Here is a 15,825-nt window from a genome sequence, read left to right as displayed (position 1 = left end):
ACGATTCGGCTACGGAGAAGGACGGTTGGCGGCACGCCGACCGTGGGCCGCCCACCCGCCCGGGGCAGCGGGCGGCCCCACCGGACGCGGCCTACCAGGCGTAGTCCTCCGGAGCGGTCCGGTGGCCCGGGAAGAGCTCGTCGAGGCGGTCGAGGGTCTCCTGGTCGAGCTTGAGGTCGAGCGCGCCGAGCGCGGCGTCGAGGTGGGCCGGGGTGCGGGGGCCGATGATCGGAGCGGTGACGGCGGGGCGGGAGAGCAGCCAGGCGAGGGCGAGGTCGGCGGGGTCGGCGCCGAGTTCGGCGGCGAAGTCCTCGTAGGCCTGGATGCGGTCGCGGTGCCTGCCGAGGAGTTCGCTCGCGTGGGGCATCGCACTGCGCTCGCGGGTGCCCTCGCGTTCCTTGCGCAGGATGCCGCCGAGCAGTCCGCTGCGCAGCGGGGACCACGGGATCAGCCCGAGGCCGTAGTGCTGGAGGGCGGGGACGACCTCCAGCTCGACGGCGCGGTCGAGCAGGTTGTAGAGGGACTGCTCGCTGACCAGGCCGAGGAAGCGGCGGGCCCGGGCGGTCTCCTGGGCCTGGGCGATGTGCCAGCCGGCGAAGTTGCTGGATCCGACGTAGACGATCTTGCCCTGGGCGACCAGGACCTCCATCGCCTGCCAGATCTCCTCCCAGGGCGTGGCCCGGTCGATGTGGTGCATCTGGTACAGGTCGATGTGGTCGGTCTGCAGGCGGCGCAGGCTGGCCTCGACGGCCTTGCGGATGGCGAGCGCGGAGAGCCTGCTCTCGTTGGGCCAGTCGCCCATGTCGGCGTAGACCTTGGTGGCGAGCACGGTGCGCTCGCGGCGGCCGCCGCCCTTGGCGAACCAGCGCCCGATGATCTCCTCGGTACGGCCCCGCTGGCCGCCCGTGCTGTCGCGGCCGTAACTGTTCGCCGTGTCGAAGAAGTTGATGCCGCGCTCGTGGGCGGTGTCCATGAGGCGGTGGGCCTCGGCCTCCTCGGTGTGGGGGCCGAAGTTCATGGTGCCGAGGCAGAGGCGGGAGACGGTCAGGCCGGTGCGGCCGAGGTGGGTGTACTCCATGGCGCCCACCTTCGGTCGCACCGGTCCCGGTGTCCAGCCCATTTCGCCGGACCCGGCCGATCACCGCCCGTGGCTGGCGAACTTCCGTACGGCGAGCGGCACGCAGGTCGCGAGCAGCGCGGCGCTCCAGAGCAGTGCGGCGGGGACGGCGTGCTGCGTCGGCCAGGCGGTGCCGGCCGCCGAGGGGTTGCCGAACAGCTCCCGGCAGGCCTGGACGACGGAGCTGACCGGGTTCCAGTCGGCGAGGAGGCGCAGCCAGCCGGGCATGCCGCCGGTCGGCACGTAGGCGTTGGTGATCATCGCCAGCGGGAAGACCGCGACGGACAGCTGACCGGCCGCCTCCTCCTTGCCGACGGCCAGGCCGAGCAGGGTGCCGACCCAGGTCATCACGAAGCGGAAGAGCAGCAGCAGGGCGAACGCCCCGGCCGCGTCGGCGAGTCCGTGCCGGGCGCGCCAGCCGACGGCGAGGCCGACCAGGGCCAGCAGTGCCAGGACGACCACGCTGACCAGCAGGTCGGCGAGGGTCTGTCCGAGCAGCAGTCCGGTGCGGGAGACCGGCATGGAGCGCAGCCGGTCGGTGACCCCGCGCCCGACGTCGCGGGCGGCGCCGACCATGGTGGGCATGATCCCGTTGGTGGCGACCATGGCGAACATGCCGGGCATCAGGAACTCCCGGTAGTCACCGCCGCCGGGCACCCGCATGGCGCTGCCGAAGACGTACCCGAAGACCACCACCATCACCACGGGCACGGCCAGCGAGGCGGCCAACAGGCCCGGCGAGTGGCGGTAGTTGAGCAGCACGCGGAGCGTCGAGGTCCAGGTGTCGGACACCAGCCGGCCGGCCGCGGACGGTCGTGGAGCGGCGTGAACGGCAATGGCCATCAGGCGGCCCTCCCGGTGTCGGCGGGCTCCTGGGTGAGGGCGAGGAACACGTCGTCCAGCGAGGGCGCCCGCACCGCGACGTCCTCGGCGACGACCCCGGCGCCGTCCAACTCGCGCACCAGCGAGGGCAGCAGGACGGACACGCCCGGGACGGTCAGCACCGTGACGGTCCGCTCGGCGACGTCCACCTGCGCGTCGCCGCCGGTCATCGAGGACAGCACCACGGCGGTGGCGGCGAGTTGCGCGGCGTCGGCCAGGGTGACGGAGACCTGGCTGCCGATCGCCTCCTTGAGCCGGTGCGGTGGTCCGGTGGCGATGGCGGCGCCGTGGTCGACCACCACGATGTCGTCGGCGAGGCGGTCGGCCTCCTCCAGGTACTGGGTGGTGAGCAGCACGGTGGTGCCGCCGTCCGCCAGTTCCTTGACGGTGTCCCAGATCGCCTGTCGGCTGCGCGGGTCGAGCCCGGTGGTGGGTTCGTCCAGGAAGAGCACCGGCGGGCTGGTGACCAGGCTGGCGACGAGGTCGAGGCGTCGGCGCATGCCGCCGGAGTAGGTGCGCACGAGCCGGTCGGCGGCCTCGGTGAGGTCGAAGCGGGTGAGCAGTTCGTCGGCGCGCTCCCGGGCCCGGCGGGCGCCGAGGTGGTGCAACCGGCCGAGCAGCCGCAGGTTGTCGCGGCCGGTGACGCCCTCGTCGACGGCGGCGTGCTGCCCGGCGAGGCCGATGGCGCGCCGGACGTCCTCGGCGTCCCGGACGACGTCGTGCCCGGCGACCCTGGCGGTGCCGCGGTCGGGGGCGACCAGGGTGGCGAGGACACGGACGGCGGTGGTCTTGCCTGCGCCGTTGGGGCCGAGCAGGCCGCAGACGGTGCCGGCCGGGACGGTGAGGTCGAGGCCGCGCAGGGCCTCGGTGGCTCCGAAGCGTTTCTCCACGCCCGCCATCTCGATGGCGGCCCGGGTGGTGTCGGACATGGCTCTGCCCCTTCTCTAGGTACAGCGTACGTAGAAGCGCGCGCAAGCGCATCGTACTACGTACGCCGTACGTATCTACGATGAGGAGAGCGAGGTGATCTTCCAGTGCCGTCCAGCGAACCGACTCCGCCCAGCGAACCGATCCCGTCCAGCGAACCGACTCCGCCCAGCAAGCCCACGCCGTCCAGCGCGCCCGCCCCGGCCGGGCCCGCACCGGCGTCCGGCAGACCCACGCCCCCCGAGGCCCCCGAAGTGATCTGGCTGCGCCCCGAGCGCACCGGCCGCGGCCCGCGCCCGGCCCACAGCCGCGACTCGATCGCCGCCGCGGCCATCGGGATCGCCGACGCCGAGGGCCTGGACGCGGTCTCCATGCGGCGGGTCGCGGCGGCGCTCGGCGCGGGCACCATGTCGCTCTACAACTACGTGCCGAAGAAGGAGCACCTGCTCGACCTGATGCTCGACGCGGCCGCCGCCGAGTACCGGCTCCCGCCGGCGCCCAGCGGCGACGTCCGGGCCGACCTCACCGACCTCGCCCACCAGCAGCTGGCCATCTTCCGCCGCCACCCCTGGCTGCCCGCCCTGGTACTGGCCCGCCCGAGCATCGGTCCCAACGCCCTGCGCTACACCGACCACTTCCTCGCCGCCACCGCCCCCACCGGCCTCGGCGGCGGCGACCGGATGGAGGCGATGGCGCTGTTCAACGGCTTCGTCGGCCAGTTCGCGCAGTACGAGCACACGGCGGCCGCGGGCGCCAAGTGGCAGGCGGAGCTGATCGGTTACCTCGGCCGGGCGGCGGCGAGCGGTGAATTCCCGCACCTGGCCCAGGCGTTCGCCACCGCAGGCCCGCCCGCCGACCCGGACCGCGCGTTCGACCGCACCCTGGACCGGGTGATCACCGCCATCCTGGCACCGGCGGACGGGAGTTAGCGCAGCGCCTCCCCGGGCAGCACCCCGGCCACCCGCCCGTCCACCAGGACCATCGCCGCCCGGTGCGTCTGCCCGAGCACCGCCCGCGCCTCGGCCGCCGACTGCCCGACCCCGACCGTCGGCAGCACCGGTCCGACCAGTGCGCCCAGCGGGTCGCCCGGCTTGGCCGCGCCGTCCGCGAGCGCCGCCGCCAGCGCGGCCCGGGACACCGAGCCGACCACCTCCGCCGCGGCCACCCCGAAGGGGCGCGCCGCCCGCGCCAGCACGGCCGGGGCGACGCCACCGGGTACGGTGCGCAGCGCCTCCAGCGCATCGCCCACGGTCGAGTCGACGGGCACCGACACCAGCGGGCGGGCGGCTTCCAGCAGCGGCCGCAGGCCGCCCCCGTCTTCCTCCAGGAAGCCCCACGCCCGCATCCACGCGTCGCTGTGCACCTTGGACAGGTAGGAGCGCCCCGAGTCCGGCAGCACCACCACGACGAGGTCGTCCGGCCCCAGCCGGCGCGCCACCCGCAGGGCCGCCGCGACGGCCGTACCCGAGGAAGGACCGGCCAGCAGGCCCTCCTCCCGCGAGAGCCGGCGGGCGGTCAGCAGCGACTCGCGGTCCGGGATCCGCTCGTAGGAGTCGATCACCTCCGACCGCAGCGCCTGCGGCCAGCGGTCCTCGACGGTGTCGGGGTGGAGGTAGTGCCCGATGCTCTCGACGTACCACGGGCTGCCGTCGCCGCCGCCGTAGGAGGAGGACTCCGGGTCCGCGCCGACCACGGTGACCGCGCCGCCGGAGGCCTCCTTCAGGGAGGTCCCCGTACCGGTGATGGTGCCGCCGGTGCCGACGCCCGCGACGAAGTGGGTCACCCGGCCGCCGGTCTGCTCCCAGATCTCGGGGCCGGTGGTCCGGATGTGGGCGTCGGGGTTGGCCAGGTTGTCGTACTGGTTGGCGAGCCAGGCGCCCGGGATCTCCTCGGCCAGCCGCCGGACCACGTTGAACAGGTGCCTCGGATCCTCCTGCGGCACCGAGGTCGGCGCGAGCACCACCTCCGCGCCGTACGCCCGCAGGATGTCGGACTTCTCGGCCGACGACCTGTCGGCCACCCCGGCGATCACCCGGTACCCGCGCTGCCGTCCGACGATGGTCAGGCCGATGCCGGTGTTGCCGGAGGTCGCCTCGACGATCGTCCCGCCGGGCTTCAGCAGGCCGTCCCGCTCGGCGGCGAGGACCATGGACAGCGCGGCCCGGTCCTTGACACTGCCGCCGATGTTGAGGAACTCGGCCTTGGCGTAGATCGGCGCGGCGATCCCGGCGCCGAGCCGGGCCAGGCGGATCAGCGGCGTCCCGCCGATCGCGTCGAGGACGGATTCGTGAACTGCGGCCATGGTCGGCCCCTTTCGCTAGCACTGTCTCAGCCCGAGCCTGCCCAGGCCAGGGGCTCGGTAGACGGTGGCGACGCCGCGCCTGACCCGTCGGGACGGCCGTGTGCGGAAGGTGACCGGTGGTCGGATCAACGGCCCGAAGCAGCCGCACTCCCGGTGGCCGGGCCAGCGACCGTGGTGGACGGCGGCTCCTCGCCCTCCGTGGACTCGTCGTACGGGAGGAGCACGCCGGGGCCATGGCGGAATACTGTGGGCGTTTGGGTGGGTCAGGGCGTAATAATTCGAGTATGTCTCGCAGTTTCGAAGAACTCGTCGCCGAAGCCGAGTCGGCTTCCGTGGAAGGCTGGGACTTCTCCTGGCTGGACGGCCGGGCGACCGAGGAGCGCCCGTCGTGGGGCTACCAGCAGGCGATGAGTCAGCGGCTCGCGGTGGTGTCGGCGGCGCTCGACATCCAGACCGGTGGCGGGGAGGTTCTGGCCGGGGCGGAGAAGCTGCCGCCGACCATGGTCGCCACGGAGTCCTGGCCGCCGAACGTGGCCAAGGCCACCAGGCTGCTGCACCCGCGCGGGGCGGCGGTCGTGGCCGACCCGGACGAGCCGCCGTTGCCGTTCGCCGATGAGGCGTTCGACCTGGTGACCAGTCGGCATCCCGCGACGGTGTGGTGGTCCGAGATCGCGCGGGTGCTGCGACCGGGTGGGACGTACTTCGCCCAGCACGTCGGGCCTGCGAGCGTGTGGGAGCTGGTGGAGTACTTCCTGGGGCCGCAGCCCGGGGCACGCCGGAAGCGGCACCCCGACGACGAGACCGCGGCTGCGAAGGCCTCCGGCCTGGAGATCGTCGATGTGCGCACCGAGCGGCTGAGGATGGAGTTCTTCGACGTCGGCGCCGTGATCTACTTCCTGCGCAAGGTGATCTGGACGGTGCCCGGTTTCACGGTCGAGCAGTACCGCGGCCGACTGCACGAGCTGCACGAGAAGATCCAGGCTGAGGGCCTCTTCGTCGCCCATTCCTCCAGGACCCTCATCGAGGCACGCAAGGCCTGAGCACGCAGAGGAGTTGGCGGCCGCGGAGGCTGAGCGCCCCCCGTCTGCGCTACCTCCTGGCCAGCCAAGCGGTCAGAGCGGCCCGGAGGCCCCTGCGGTGCGGCTGCTCCGGAGCCGGAGCAGCCGCAGCGCCGACGGGCACCCGCAGTTCCGGGCCCTGCGGTGCGATGCCCTGGGCCCGGGCGGCCTCGAGCCACACCGGAAGCTCCGCGAGCAGCAGGTCGTACAGCTTCTGGTCGGAGACCTTCCGGGGGTCGTTTCCCAGGTGGACGAAGCCCGCGTTGTCGATGGGCCGTCGCGCCGGGACCGCCAACCCGTCCAGCTTCCGAAGGAAGTCGAACTGTCGGCTGTCCGGGTCACCGAACCCGACGAACTGCCAGAAGATCGGCAGCTTCGCGGCCTCGCACAGCCGTTCCTCCGCCGCGCCCTTGTTGATCGGCCCACCGTCCGTCTGGAACAGCACCAGGGCCGGCGCCGTGGTGCCGCTCTTCCGGTAGTGCTCGACCACGGCGTCCATCGCCAGGTGGTAGCTGGTCCGGCCCATGTGGCCGAGGCGCGCGACGATCCGGTCGATCCAGCCCGCGTGGTCGGCCAGGGCGATCTCCTCCTCCGCGTCCACCTCGGTGGAGAAGAACACGACGGGCACGCTCCCGTCGTCGTCCAGGTTGGCCGACAGCCCCAGCACCCGGTCCGCGAGCGCCTGGACGCTGCCGTCCTTGTAGTACGGCTTCATGGAGCCGGAGTAGTCGATCACCAGGTACACCGCCAACCGCTGGCCGCTCAGCCCGCTCCGCTCCACCGAGGCGCTCGCGGTCTTGTAGAGGTTCACCAGCGCGGGCGCGCTCTGCTCGACCTTGCTCAGACTGACGGCCACGGGCCACTCCCTCACTCACCGCGACAACCGGGGGCTGCCGAGCGCGTGATCGTCGACGCGCCCCGGACACTCTGCGGCGCGAACGGGCGCGGCGGCAAGCCGCTACGCGAACCGGCCGTTCACAGGAACAGCGGGTCGGACGGCCACGGGTAGCCCAGTTGATCGACCTCGTACCCGCCCCAGACTTCGGCGGTGGCCCGGGGATCTGCCGCGGTCAGCCGCGCTGCGAGCTGCTCGGCCTGGTCCGACGGGGCGTCTGCGGAGATCCAGAGGGTCGTCCCGAACTGCACGTAGGGCAACTCCGTGTCGGCCCGGTCGCGGGGGTGCCTCAGGACGAGGTGGATGCGATCGGGCCGGTCGCGGGAGGCCCAGACGGCTTCCAGCTCGCAGTCCCACCTGACGAGCCAGTCCTCGCGTTCCCTCAGCCTGTCCTCCAGCAGCTGCGCGACCGATCCTCCCGGCCACTGCCACCTGCGGTCCGCTCCGGCTCGCAGGACCTCGGCCTCGTACTGGCCTGCGTCGAACCGGAGTTCCGGCAGGCCGAAGTCCTGGTTCGCCCGGTCGCGCAGGTCCGCCCAGACGACCTGCTCCCCGTCCCGCCTGACCGTCACGTACAGGGCGCCACAGCACATCTCCACCCCGCACCCGGACCAGGCGAGACGGACCTCGCGGGGCGTCGCGGTGGCGCGCAAGGACCCGGCCCGGCCCACCAGGTACCGGGGGTCCGCTGCCATGTACCGCGAGCCTCCGACGCCGCCGGGGAGCACCTCGGCCAGGAGATCCCGGCCGTTGACGACCGGGCGGACCTGCACGCCACCCTTGTCGTTCGGTGGGCACACGGTGTTCAGGCTGAGACGGTCCGGTTCCATGGCCACCGGCCCATGATCGTGGAGCCGGCCACAGCTGTCATCCGAATTCGCGTGCCCCCCGCTCACCATCCGCCCGGGTGGCGCGACAGCCAGTCGGCGTGCCGCTCCTTCAGCCGGTCGCGCTCCTCCGGTGTGGTCAGGTGGACGTCCGCGCCGCCGTCGTACGGGTGGTACAGCCGCCGCATGCCGGTGTCGGTGACGATCACCCCGCCCTCCCGATCGTCGGCGACCCGGCGCAGCAGCCAGTCCAGGCCGCCGCGTTGCCACTGCCGCCGCTCCACGAAGACGTGGCAGTAGGTGCGGAACTCCGGCTCGGGGTCGTCCGACTGGAGCCAGGTCCGCCAGTGCTTCGCGTCCCGGCGCATTCGGGGAACGCTCGCCCGGCTCGTCCAGCGCGGGGTGAGGACGTACACCTCGGCGCCGGAGAACAGTTCGTCCAGCACGGTGTTGTGGCGCTCCAGGACGATCGCGTACTCGCGCTCGTCGTCGGGGTACCGCTTGGACTCCGGCAGGCTGTGGAAGCGCACCCAGGCGTCCCGCGCCCGGGTGTCGATCTCGTACCCGACCGGCTCCGTTCCGGGCCACCGGCGCTCCCAGAGCGCCGTCAGCGCCTCGCGGTCCATCTGGTCTCTTCCTCCTCGACGACCGGCGAGTCTGCCACGTCCGTCCCCCGGCCCCGGCCGATCAGCCCCGCGCGTGCTCCACGAGCGGCAACACCGTGCGCGGGTCACCGCCCGCGAACCACACCCCGATCACGAACGCGGCGGTGGCTTCCACGTAGCCGGCCCGGTCCAGGCCGCCCGCGTCCAGCGGGACCGCGCCCACGTCCGTCACCAGCGCGCGTACCACGGCGAGTGCGCCGGCGTCGTTCCCGCACAGCGGTACCGCCAGACCGTCCGGGTGCCGGGCCCACACCTCGGCGGCACACACGTTGAACGCCTTCACCACGTGCGCGTCCGGCGCCGCGTCCGCGACCCGCCGGGCCGCGGACGGTCCGCCGTCGGTGGTGAGCATGAGGCCGCCCGGCCCTGGCACGACCGGGTTCGAGCAGTCGATCACGGCCCGCCCCGCGAGGGTGTCGGCCAGCGACGCGACCACGTCCAGCGTCGCCGCGTGGGGAAGCGCGGCGAGCACCGCGTCCCCGTGTGCGGCGGCCTCGGCGAAGGTGCCCGCGCGGGCCCCGAGCCGGGCCGCGAGACCCGCCGCCCTGTCCGCGTCGCGCGCTCCGACCACGATGTCGTGCCCGGCCTTCGCCCAGTGCGCGCCGAGGGCCCCGGCCATGGCACCCGCCCCCATGATTCCGATCCGCATGTCGATTCCCCTTCGCCTGATCCGCCGGTTCGTTCGTCGGAGTGAATCTAGGCCGGCCGAGAGGAACCGTTCGGTTCCCGTCAGGGGCCCATAATCGGGGGCGTGACGGGGAGCGGCGGCGAGTATCTGGCGGACTGTCGGGCGCGCGTGGGCTTCGACCTGTTGACCAATCGGTGGAACAGCGTGGTCGTGTTCGCCCTCGCGGACGGCCCGATGCGTCCCGGGCGACTGCGCGCGGCCATCGGCGGGATCAGCGCCAAGGTGCTCAACGAGACGCTGCGCCGCCTGGAGTACGACGGGCTCGTCACGCGGCGGGCCTACCCGGAAGCTCCCCCGCGCGTCGAGTACGAGCTGACCGACCTGGGCCACAGCTTCCTGGTCCCGATCCGCGCGATGGGCGCGTGGTCGGCGGAACACGGCCATCGCGTCCTGGAAGCCCAGGACCGCGCCGACGAGGCGTCGGCCACGGCGTAGGCGGGCGAGTCCGCCACATCCGCCCCACCGGCCCCGGCCTGGCGAAATCCCCTCGTCACGACCGCCCGGCTCCCGTAGCGTGGTTCGGTCGATCTTGACGGCAGTACAGGGTAGAATGGGGCACCACAGATGCAGCAGTACCAGGGCTGGGCCGACGAGCGCTTCGGCGCCGTCGCGGACGTCTTCGCGGACAACTTCGCCGAGTTCCCCGAACTCGGCGCCGCCGTCACGGTGTTCGCCGGCGGCCGGAAGGTGGTCGAGCTGTGGGGCGGCACGGCCGACGAGCGCACCGGCCGGGCCTGGACGCAGGACACCGTCGTCCCCGTGTTCTCCTGCGCCAAGGGCCCGGTGAGCATCTCCGCGCACCTGCTCGCCCAGCAGGGCCGGCTCGACCTGGACGCGCCGGTCGCCCGCTACTGGCCGGAGTTCGCGCGGGGCGGCAAGCAGGCCGTCACGACCCGGATGGTCCTCGGCCACCGCGCCGGGATCCCGGCCCTGGACGCGGTGCTCTCCTTCGAGGAGGTCGCCGCCTGGGATCCGGTGATCCGGGCGATCGAGGCGCAGCAACCGCTCTGGGAGCCGGGCACCACCTACGAGTACCACGGCCACGTGCTGGGCTTCGCGGTCGGCGAGGTGATCCGCCGGATCACCGGGCTGACCCCGGGCGCGTTCCTGCGCAAGGAGATTGCCGAGCCGCTCGGCCTGCCGGTCTGGATCGGCCTGCCGGAGAGCGAACTCCCGCGCCTGGCCCGGCTGGTGGAGGCCGATGGCCGCCGCCCGATGCCCGGCCCGGAGCACCTGCTCACCCGGATCGTCACCATGAACGGCGCCCTGGTCTTCCCCGGCCTGGACGTGCCGCACGGCTGGAACGACCCGGACCTGCACGCCATCGAGCTGCCCGGCGCGGGCGCCGTCGCCTCGGCCACCGGCCTGGCGGGCCTCTACGCGGCGGCGGCCACCGGCCTGGACGGTGCACCCCGCCTGCTCTCGCACGACACCGTCACCGACGCGGTGCGCGAAGTCTCCTCCGGCGCGGGCTTCCTGGGCTTCGACATGGGCGCCCGCTGGGGCTCCGGCCTGCTGCTGGACTCCCCCGCCTTCCGCCCGCTGCTCGGCGCCCGCAGCTTCGGCAACGACGGCGCCGGCGGCCAGCTCGCCTTCGGGGACGACGAGTTCGGCGTCGGCTTCGGCTACGTCGCCAACCGGATGATCGGTCACGGCGACGCCCGGGCGAACCGGCTGATCGAGGCGGTGCGCGGGTGCCTGGGCTGACGGGCTTCCTCCCGCTCGTCACCGGCCTGGCCACCACCGGCGGCCTCGGCGCGCTGCGCTACGGTGCCTCGCTGCCCGAACTCGCCGCCCGCTACGGCGATCCGTGGGACGGCGGCGGCATCCACCGCGGCGACCGCTGGCCGCACGCCTTCGGCTGGGGCGACGCGCAGACGGTGTTCTGCCGCTGCCGGCGACTCCACTCGCTGTCCCTGTCGGCCTGGCAGGGAGAGCTCGAACTCCCCGAGCCGGGAGGCGGGTCGGTGATGCTCGACACCCGCGTCACCGAGACCGAGCTGATGGCCGCGCTGGCCGCCACCGGTCGCACCTGGGAGACGGTCACCTACGAGAACCTCCCGGACCAGCGGAACCTGGTCTTCTCGCCGGCCGAGGAGGTCCGGGTGGAGCTGGTCCTCTCCGACCGGCCCGCCTACGACGAGCCGCCGCTGGGGGAGTTCGTGCTGTACAAGGCGGTGCTGTGGGGCTACGAGCACGTCGACTGCCCCGAGCCGGACGCGGCCCTGCCGGACGACGGCTGGGGTGCGGCAGAGCGGTAGCAACGGCTGGGGCGCCGCTGACCGGTGACAACGGCCGGGGCACGGCCGACCGGTGTACGCGGCAGACCCGGTACCGCGGCGGCCGGCTCAGCCCAGCGCCCGCGGCAGCACCACCCGCACCCACTCCTCCGGCTGCGACAGGTGCGGAGCGTGCCCGGCGCCCCCGTACAGGTGGCGTTCCGCCTTCGGCAGGGCGAGGTCGATGAGGTCCAGCACCTCGCCGAACATCGGCGCGCTGTCGTCGCTCTGGGTGAGCAGCGCGGGTTCGCCGAACCGGGAGAGCCCGGTGAGGTCGAGGTCGAGCGCGTCCGGGTCGCGCAGCTCGTCCAGGTAGGTGGGCGCGTTGCGGATGTAGGTGTGCCGGACCGGGGCGGGCAGCTGCTCCCAGGCGCCGGGGCCGAAGGCGAGGCTGTCCACGTACAGTTCGGCGGCCGCGGCGGACTCGGCCTGCTCCAGCAGCTCCCGGACGGCGGCGATCCGGTCGGCGAAGGCGGTGCCGATCGGGCGCAGGTCCGGGTCGGCGAGCAGGATGCCGGTGCCCGGCGGCTCGTGCACGGCGATCCCGCGCAGCAGGTCGGGCCGGGCGGCGGCGAGCCGGAGGGTGACCAGCGCGCCGTAGGAGTCGCCGTAGGCGAAGGCGGGCGCGAGGCCCAGCCCCTGGATCAGCCCGGCCAGATCGGCCGCGTCCTCGTGCACCGAACCCTGGGTGAGCAGGTCCTCGCTGCGACTGTGCCCCCGGCGGTCGTAGGCGACCGCGGTGGTGGACTCGGCCAGGCCCGGCAGCACCCGTGCCCAGGAGTCCGCGTCGCTCCAGGAACCGTGGACGAGGACGACGCCGGGGCCCTCTCCACGGGCCTCGTAGTGCAGCGCCACCCCGTTCACCCTGATCTCGGTCATCACGAGCCTCCCGATCTCGGCGGTGCTCCCCCACCAGACTGACACAACCGCCCGGAACGCTCAGATCCGCCGGCGGCGGGTCCCCTTCCCGGGGGAGCCCCGGTGACGAAGGTCATCCCCGGGCGCGATCCGGCCGCCGTACGGCCCGTGCCAAGCTCGACGCATGCACTACGACGTACGCCGGACGGCCACCGGGGAGTGGCGGGAACTGCGCGGGATCACCCTGGAGGCGCTGCGGGACTCCCCGAACGCCTTCAGCTCCTCCTACTCCGACACCGCCGCCCGCCCCGACGACCACTGGCGGCAGCGGGCCGCCCACCAGGCCACCGCGCGGGAGAGCGCCACCTTCACGGCCCGTGACGGGAACGGCGCCTGGGTCGGGATCGCCGGTGTCGAGCCGCTGCCGGACGTCCCCGACCACGTGCACATCCACTCGGTCTACGTCACCCCGGCGCACCGCGGCGCCGCCGGCCCGGCCGCCGAACTGGTGCACGCGGTGATCCGGCACGCCCGGGAGCACACCGCCGTGGGGGCGCTGACCCTGGGCGTGCACGAGGAAAACGAACGCGCCCAGGCGTTCTACCGCCGGCTCGGCTTCGAGCCGACGGGGAAGGTGGTCCCGTACGTCCTGCGCCCGGCGGAGCGGATCCTCGTCCTCGGCTACCCGGGGTTCCGGGCGTCCCCGTCGGCTCCTCACGCGCACCGTCAGCTCATCACCCGCACCGGCGGCTCGTCCCGCGTCCCGTCCTCCGCCACCACCGTGAACCGCTCCGGCCCAGACACCGACAGGTCCACCGGATAGAGCGACGCGGTGTCGTTGACGTCCAGCACGGCGCTCTGCCGTCCGGTCGCCGCCTCCACCCGGGTGACCCGGCCGCGGGTCATCGCCCACACCGAGCCGCCGTCCACCACCAGGCCGGTCACCTGGTCGTCCAGCCCCGCCGTCCACCGCTTGCCGCCGTCCGTGAGCGAGTACGCCAGCAGCCGGCCGGTGGCGGTCCGGCCCGGGTGCCTGCCGCCGCTGATGCCGATGTCGCCGGGCCGCTCGCCCGGCACGACGAACAGGTCCCCCACCACCACCCCGCCGAACAGCGGCCGGGCGCTGAACTCGTCGAAAGCGTGCAGCCCGCCCAGCATCACGTCCAGGTCGTACTCGTCCCCGGCGACCGGTATCGCCGCCCGCTGCCGCCCGGTCCGGTCGTAGCTGAGCACCGCGTGGGTGCCGCGCTCCGCCTCGGCGTCCACCCACACCGCGAGCGGGTCGACCGACACCACCGCGAGGTTCCTCAGCCCGCCCGCCGCGGGCAGCGCGATCCGCTGCCGCTCCCGCCCGTCCGCCGGCGCCAGCGAGCGCAGCACGGGCGGCGCGTCGCCGCACCGCGCGACCGTAACGGCGTCCCCGGGCCCGCCCGCGACCTCCAGCGGGGCGCAGCCGGGGTCGGCCGCGCTGCGCCAGACGTCCCGGCCGTCCGCCAGCCGGACCGCGCGCCAGCCGGCCCTCTCCTGGAGGAGGGCCTGCGGCCCGGCCACCGCGAGCACGTCCGGCGTCGCGTCGTCGCCGTCCCGGGCGGGTGCGTCCACGGTGGCGGTCCAGCCCTCCCCGCCGTCGGCGAGGTCGAGCGCGGTGACGGCGGAGCAGGGCCTGCCGTTCGGCGAGTGCCCGATCAGGCCGACGGCCCCGCCGCGGTCCGTCCCGTCCGGCCCGGTGCCCCGGCTCATCGCGCACACCGAGTCCGCCCCGGGCGGGGTCCAGCGCCAGGCGACGGCCCCGGTGGCGCTGCGGTACGCCACCACCAGGTCCGGGCGGACCCGCACCACCAGGTCCCCGCTGGTCCAGCTGCCCACCGCGCGGATCGTGGACGGCCGGTCCAGCGGCGCCTTCCAGGAGTCGTTGAGCCCGTCCCCGGCGAAGCCGACGAAGATCCCGAGCCCCAGCAGCGCCCCGACGGCGGCCGACGGGAGCCCGGCCCTCGGGTGGATCAACGCCCAGACGAAGCCCGCCCCGCACGGCATCAGCCCGAGGATGCTGACGACCCCCAGGTAGGCGAGGCTGTCGCCGCCGAACCCGTTCGCCGGGCCGAACAGCACCGCCAGCCCCATGCTCGCGAACATCGCCCCCAGGACCCCGCCCGAGACCACCAGCCAGGTCGCCCTGTCCCAGGCGAACCCGGCTCCCCACCTCGCCCGGACGACACTGTCCTCGGGCCGAACGGCCATGCCGGTCTCTCCCCTGCGACGCGCCGCCCACCCGCGACGGGGCGACGATCATCGGATCGTCGCAGAGCGCGCCGTGATCCGAAACAAAGAGCAGGGAAAACCCCGGCCATGACCCGCACATACCAGGCCCGGGAGACCCGTCGGCCCGGCAATCCGATCGCCCGGGAAACCGATCGCCCGGCAATCCGATCGCCGGGGAAACCGATTGCCCGTCCCCGGGGCCGCTGACTAGCGTTGCCCGGCATGACCGCGACTCCCGCCACCCCCGACTGGCGCACCGCCAACCGTGCGAACTGGGACGAGCGCGTACCCGTCCACGCCGCCGGCCGGTTCTACGACCTGCCCGGCTTCGTCGCGGGCCGCGACACCCTCCAGGACTACGAGCCCGCCGAGGTCGGCGACGTCACCGGCCGCACGCTGCTCCACCTCCAGTGCCACCTCGGGCTCGACACCCTCTCCTGGGCCCGCCGCGGGGCCGTCGTCACCGGGCTCGACTTCTCCGCACCGGCCGTCGCGGCCGCCGCCGATCTCGCCGCGCGGATCGGCGCCGACGACGCCCGGTTCGTCACCTCCGACGTCTACGAGGCCACCGAGGCGCTCGACGGACGGACGTACGACATCGTCTACACCGGCTTCGGCGCGCTCTGCTGGCTCCCCGACCTGCCCCGCTGGGCCCGAACGGTCGCCGCGCTCCTCACCCCCGGCGGCTTCCTCTACCTCGCCGAGCACCACCCGGTGGCCGACGTCCTCTCCGACGACGGGCGCAGCTTCGAGGAGGACTACTTCGAGCGCACCCCGATCGTCGTCGACCACCCCGGCACCTACGCCGATCCGGACGCCAGGCTCGACGCCACCGTCACCGTCCAGTGGCAGCACGGGCTCGGCGAGGTCGTCACCGCCCTGGCCGACGCCGGCCTCCGCCTGGACTTCCTCCACGAGCACGCCCACGCCCACTTCCGCGTCCCGGCCGGCTCCCCCGCCCCGCAGTCCTACTCCCTCCGGGCCACCCGGCCCCGGTGACGCCGTCACGTCGCGTCGGGTCGCGTCGGGTCCCGACGCGACGGGTCCGGGCCTCGACGGTCCCCCGGC

General features: G+C 73.9%; 17 protein-coding genes. 7 read left to right on the top strand and 10 right to left on the bottom strand.

Annotated features, from left to right (window positions below):
- Window positions 1–91: 91 nt before the first annotated feature.
- The 3 genes from ACZ7RU_RS19090 to ACZ7RU_RS19080 are packed head-to-tail and all read right to left on the bottom strand — an operon-like array spanning window position 92 to window position 2,928.
- A complete protein-coding gene (locus ACZ7RU_RS19090; protein WP_470342079.1) occupies window positions 92–1,078 on the bottom strand; it encodes an aldo/keto reductase in 987 nt (328 codons plus the stop codon).
- A gap of 60 nt (window positions 1,079–1,138) precedes the next feature.
- Entirely contained in the window at window positions 1,139–1,960 is an 822-nt protein-coding gene (locus ACZ7RU_RS19085) for an ABC transporter permease (protein WP_470342078.1), read from the bottom strand.
- Window positions 1,960–2,928 (bottom strand): ATP-binding cassette domain-containing protein, encoded by a 969-nt coding sequence (locus tag ACZ7RU_RS19080; protein WP_470342077.1) that lies wholly within the window; start codon window positions 2,926–2,928, stop codon window positions 1,960–1,962. The genes ACZ7RU_RS19085 and ACZ7RU_RS19080 overlap by 1 nt, the downstream gene beginning before the upstream one ends.
- Before the next feature lie 252 nt (window positions 2,929–3,180).
- Here ACZ7RU_RS19080 and ACZ7RU_RS19075 point away from each other — a divergent pair, with 252 nt between their 5' ends.
- Complete coding sequence (locus ACZ7RU_RS19075) at window positions 3,181–3,855, top strand: TetR/AcrR family transcriptional regulator (RefSeq protein WP_470342076.1); 675 nt, start codon at window positions 3,181–3,183, stop codon at window positions 3,853–3,855.
- On the opposite strand, the gene ACZ7RU_RS19070 is transcribed toward ACZ7RU_RS19075, so the two are convergent.
- Window positions 3,852–5,228, bottom strand: coding sequence for a pyridoxal-phosphate dependent enzyme (locus ACZ7RU_RS19070; RefSeq protein WP_470342075.1), 1,377 nt, complete (start codon window positions 5,226–5,228; stop codon window positions 3,852–3,854). The genes ACZ7RU_RS19075 and ACZ7RU_RS19070 overlap by 4 nt on opposite strands.
- A 284-nt stretch (window positions 5,229–5,512) precedes the next feature.
- Here ACZ7RU_RS19070 and ACZ7RU_RS19065 point away from each other — a divergent pair, with 284 nt between their 5' ends.
- Entirely contained in the window at window positions 5,513–6,268 is a 756-nt protein-coding gene (locus ACZ7RU_RS19065; protein WP_470342074.1) for a class I SAM-dependent methyltransferase, read from the top strand.
- 49 nt (window positions 6,269–6,317) lie between these two features.
- On the opposite strand, the gene ACZ7RU_RS19060 is transcribed toward ACZ7RU_RS19065, so the two are convergent.
- The 4 genes from ACZ7RU_RS19060 to ACZ7RU_RS19045 all read right to left on the bottom strand — a co-directional run bounded on the left by ACZ7RU_RS19060 (window position 6,318) and on the right by ACZ7RU_RS19045 (window position 9,322).
- Entirely contained in the window at window positions 6,318–7,142 is an 825-nt protein-coding gene (locus ACZ7RU_RS19060; RefSeq protein ID WP_470342073.1) for a VWA domain-containing protein, read from the bottom strand.
- A 119-nt stretch (window positions 7,143–7,261) separates the two neighbouring features.
- Entirely contained in the window at window positions 7,262–8,011 is a 750-nt protein-coding gene (locus ACZ7RU_RS19055; RefSeq protein WP_470342183.1) for a hypothetical protein, read from the bottom strand.
- Between the two features lie 62 nt (window positions 8,012–8,073).
- Window positions 8,074–8,634, bottom strand: coding sequence for a DUF3885 domain-containing protein (locus tag ACZ7RU_RS19050; protein WP_470342072.1), 561 nt, complete (start codon window positions 8,632–8,634; stop codon window positions 8,074–8,076).
- A gap of 61 nt (window positions 8,635–8,695) precedes the next feature.
- Window positions 8,696–9,322, bottom strand: coding sequence for an NADPH-dependent F420 reductase (locus ACZ7RU_RS19045; protein ID WP_470342071.1), 627 nt, complete (start codon window positions 9,320–9,322; stop codon window positions 8,696–8,698).
- Window positions 9,323–9,424: 102 nt separating this feature from the next.
- Between ACZ7RU_RS19045 and ACZ7RU_RS19040 the strand changes: the two genes are divergently transcribed.
- The 3 genes from ACZ7RU_RS19040 (at window position 9,425) to ACZ7RU_RS19030 (ending at window position 11,622) form a co-directional block, all read left to right on the top strand.
- Complete coding sequence (locus ACZ7RU_RS19040; protein ID WP_470342070.1) at window positions 9,425–9,796, top strand: winged helix-turn-helix transcriptional regulator; 372 nt, start codon at window positions 9,425–9,427, stop codon at window positions 9,794–9,796.
- Window positions 9,797–9,925: 129 nt separating this feature from the next.
- A complete protein-coding gene (locus ACZ7RU_RS19035) occupies window positions 9,926–11,068 on the top strand; it encodes a serine hydrolase domain-containing protein (protein WP_470342069.1) in 1,143 nt (380 codons plus the stop codon).
- Window positions 11,056–11,622, top strand: coding sequence for a hypothetical protein (locus ACZ7RU_RS19030; protein ID WP_470342068.1), 567 nt, complete (start codon window positions 11,056–11,058; stop codon window positions 11,620–11,622). Before ACZ7RU_RS19035 ends, ACZ7RU_RS19030 begins: the two co-directional genes overlap by 13 nt.
- An 87-nt stretch (window positions 11,623–11,709) precedes the next feature.
- Here ACZ7RU_RS19030 and ACZ7RU_RS19025 read toward each other — a convergent pair whose 3' ends face one another.
- Window positions 11,710–12,519, bottom strand: coding sequence for an alpha/beta fold hydrolase (locus tag ACZ7RU_RS19025; protein WP_470342067.1), 810 nt, complete (start codon window positions 12,517–12,519; stop codon window positions 11,710–11,712).
- 163 nt (window positions 12,520–12,682) lie between these two features.
- Here ACZ7RU_RS19025 and ACZ7RU_RS19020 point away from each other — a divergent pair, with 163 nt between their 5' ends.
- On the top strand, window positions 12,683–13,321 hold the full coding sequence (locus ACZ7RU_RS19020) for a GNAT family N-acetyltransferase (protein ID WP_470342066.1): 639 nt from the start codon (window positions 12,683–12,685) through the stop codon (window positions 13,319–13,321).
- On the opposite strand, the gene ACZ7RU_RS19015 is transcribed toward ACZ7RU_RS19020, so the two are convergent.
- Entirely contained in the window at window positions 13,225–14,736 is a 1,512-nt protein-coding gene (locus tag ACZ7RU_RS19015) for a PQQ-binding-like beta-propeller repeat protein (RefSeq protein ID WP_470342065.1), read from the bottom strand. The two genes, ACZ7RU_RS19020 and ACZ7RU_RS19015, sit on opposite strands and share 97 nt — an antisense overlap.
- 243 nt (window positions 14,737–14,979) lie before the next feature.
- On the opposite strand from ACZ7RU_RS19015, the gene ACZ7RU_RS19010 reads away from it, so the two are divergent.
- Window positions 14,980–15,756, top strand: a complete 777-nt coding sequence (locus ACZ7RU_RS19010; RefSeq protein WP_470342064.1) for a class I SAM-dependent methyltransferase — start codon at window positions 14,980–14,982, stop codon at window positions 15,754–15,756.
- The last annotated feature ends 69 nt before the right edge of the window (window positions 15,757–15,825 follow it).

Source organism: Kitasatospora sp. NPDC114501, assembly GCF_055633695.1.
Note: the sequence above shows the minus strand (reverse complement) of the source record. Positions and strands in the feature narration are given on the sequence as shown.

Excerpts from the sequence above, each read along its gene's own strand:
- ACZ7RU_RS19090 (WP_470342079.1), bottom strand. The coding sequence starts at position 1,078 with ATGGAGTACACCCACCTCGGCCGCACCGGCCTGACCGTCTCCCGCCTC.
- ACZ7RU_RS19085 (WP_470342078.1), bottom strand. The coding sequence starts at position 1,960 with ATGGCCATTGCCGTTCACGCCGCTCCACGACCGTCCGCGGCCGGCCGG.
- ACZ7RU_RS19080 (WP_470342077.1), bottom strand. The coding sequence starts at position 2,928 with ATGTCCGACACCACCCGGGCCGCCATCGAGATGGCGGGCGTGGAGAAA.
- ACZ7RU_RS19070 (WP_470342075.1), bottom strand. The coding sequence starts at position 5,228 with ATGGCCGCAGTTCACGAATCCGTCCTCGACGCGATCGGCGGGACGCCG.
- ACZ7RU_RS19065 (WP_470342074.1), top strand. The coding sequence starts at position 5,513 with ATGTCTCGCAGTTTCGAAGAACTCGTCGCCGAAGCCGAGTCGGCTTCC.
- ACZ7RU_RS19055 (WP_470342183.1), bottom strand. The coding sequence starts at position 8,011 with ATGGAACCGGACCGTCTCAGCCTGAACACCGTGTGCCCACCGAACGAC.
- ACZ7RU_RS19050 (WP_470342072.1), bottom strand. The coding sequence starts at position 8,634 with ATGGACCGCGAGGCGCTGACGGCGCTCTGGGAGCGCCGGTGGCCCGGA.
- ACZ7RU_RS19045 (WP_470342071.1), bottom strand. The coding sequence starts at position 9,322 with ATGCGGATCGGAATCATGGGGGCGGGTGCCATGGCCGGGGCCCTCGGC.
- ACZ7RU_RS19035 (WP_470342069.1), top strand. The coding sequence starts at position 9,926 with ATGCAGCAGTACCAGGGCTGGGCCGACGAGCGCTTCGGCGCCGTCGCG.
- ACZ7RU_RS19025 (WP_470342067.1), bottom strand. The coding sequence starts at position 12,519 with ATGACCGAGATCAGGGTGAACGGGGTGGCGCTGCACTACGAGGCCCGT.
- ACZ7RU_RS19020 (WP_470342066.1), top strand. The coding sequence starts at position 12,683 with ATGCACTACGACGTACGCCGGACGGCCACCGGGGAGTGGCGGGAACTG.
- ACZ7RU_RS19015 (WP_470342065.1), bottom strand. The coding sequence starts at position 14,736 with ATGGCCGTTCGGCCCGAGGACAGTGTCGTCCGGGCGAGGTGGGGAGCC.
- ACZ7RU_RS19010 (WP_470342064.1), top strand. The coding sequence starts at position 14,980 with ATGACCGCGACTCCCGCCACCCCCGACTGGCGCACCGCCAACCGTGCG.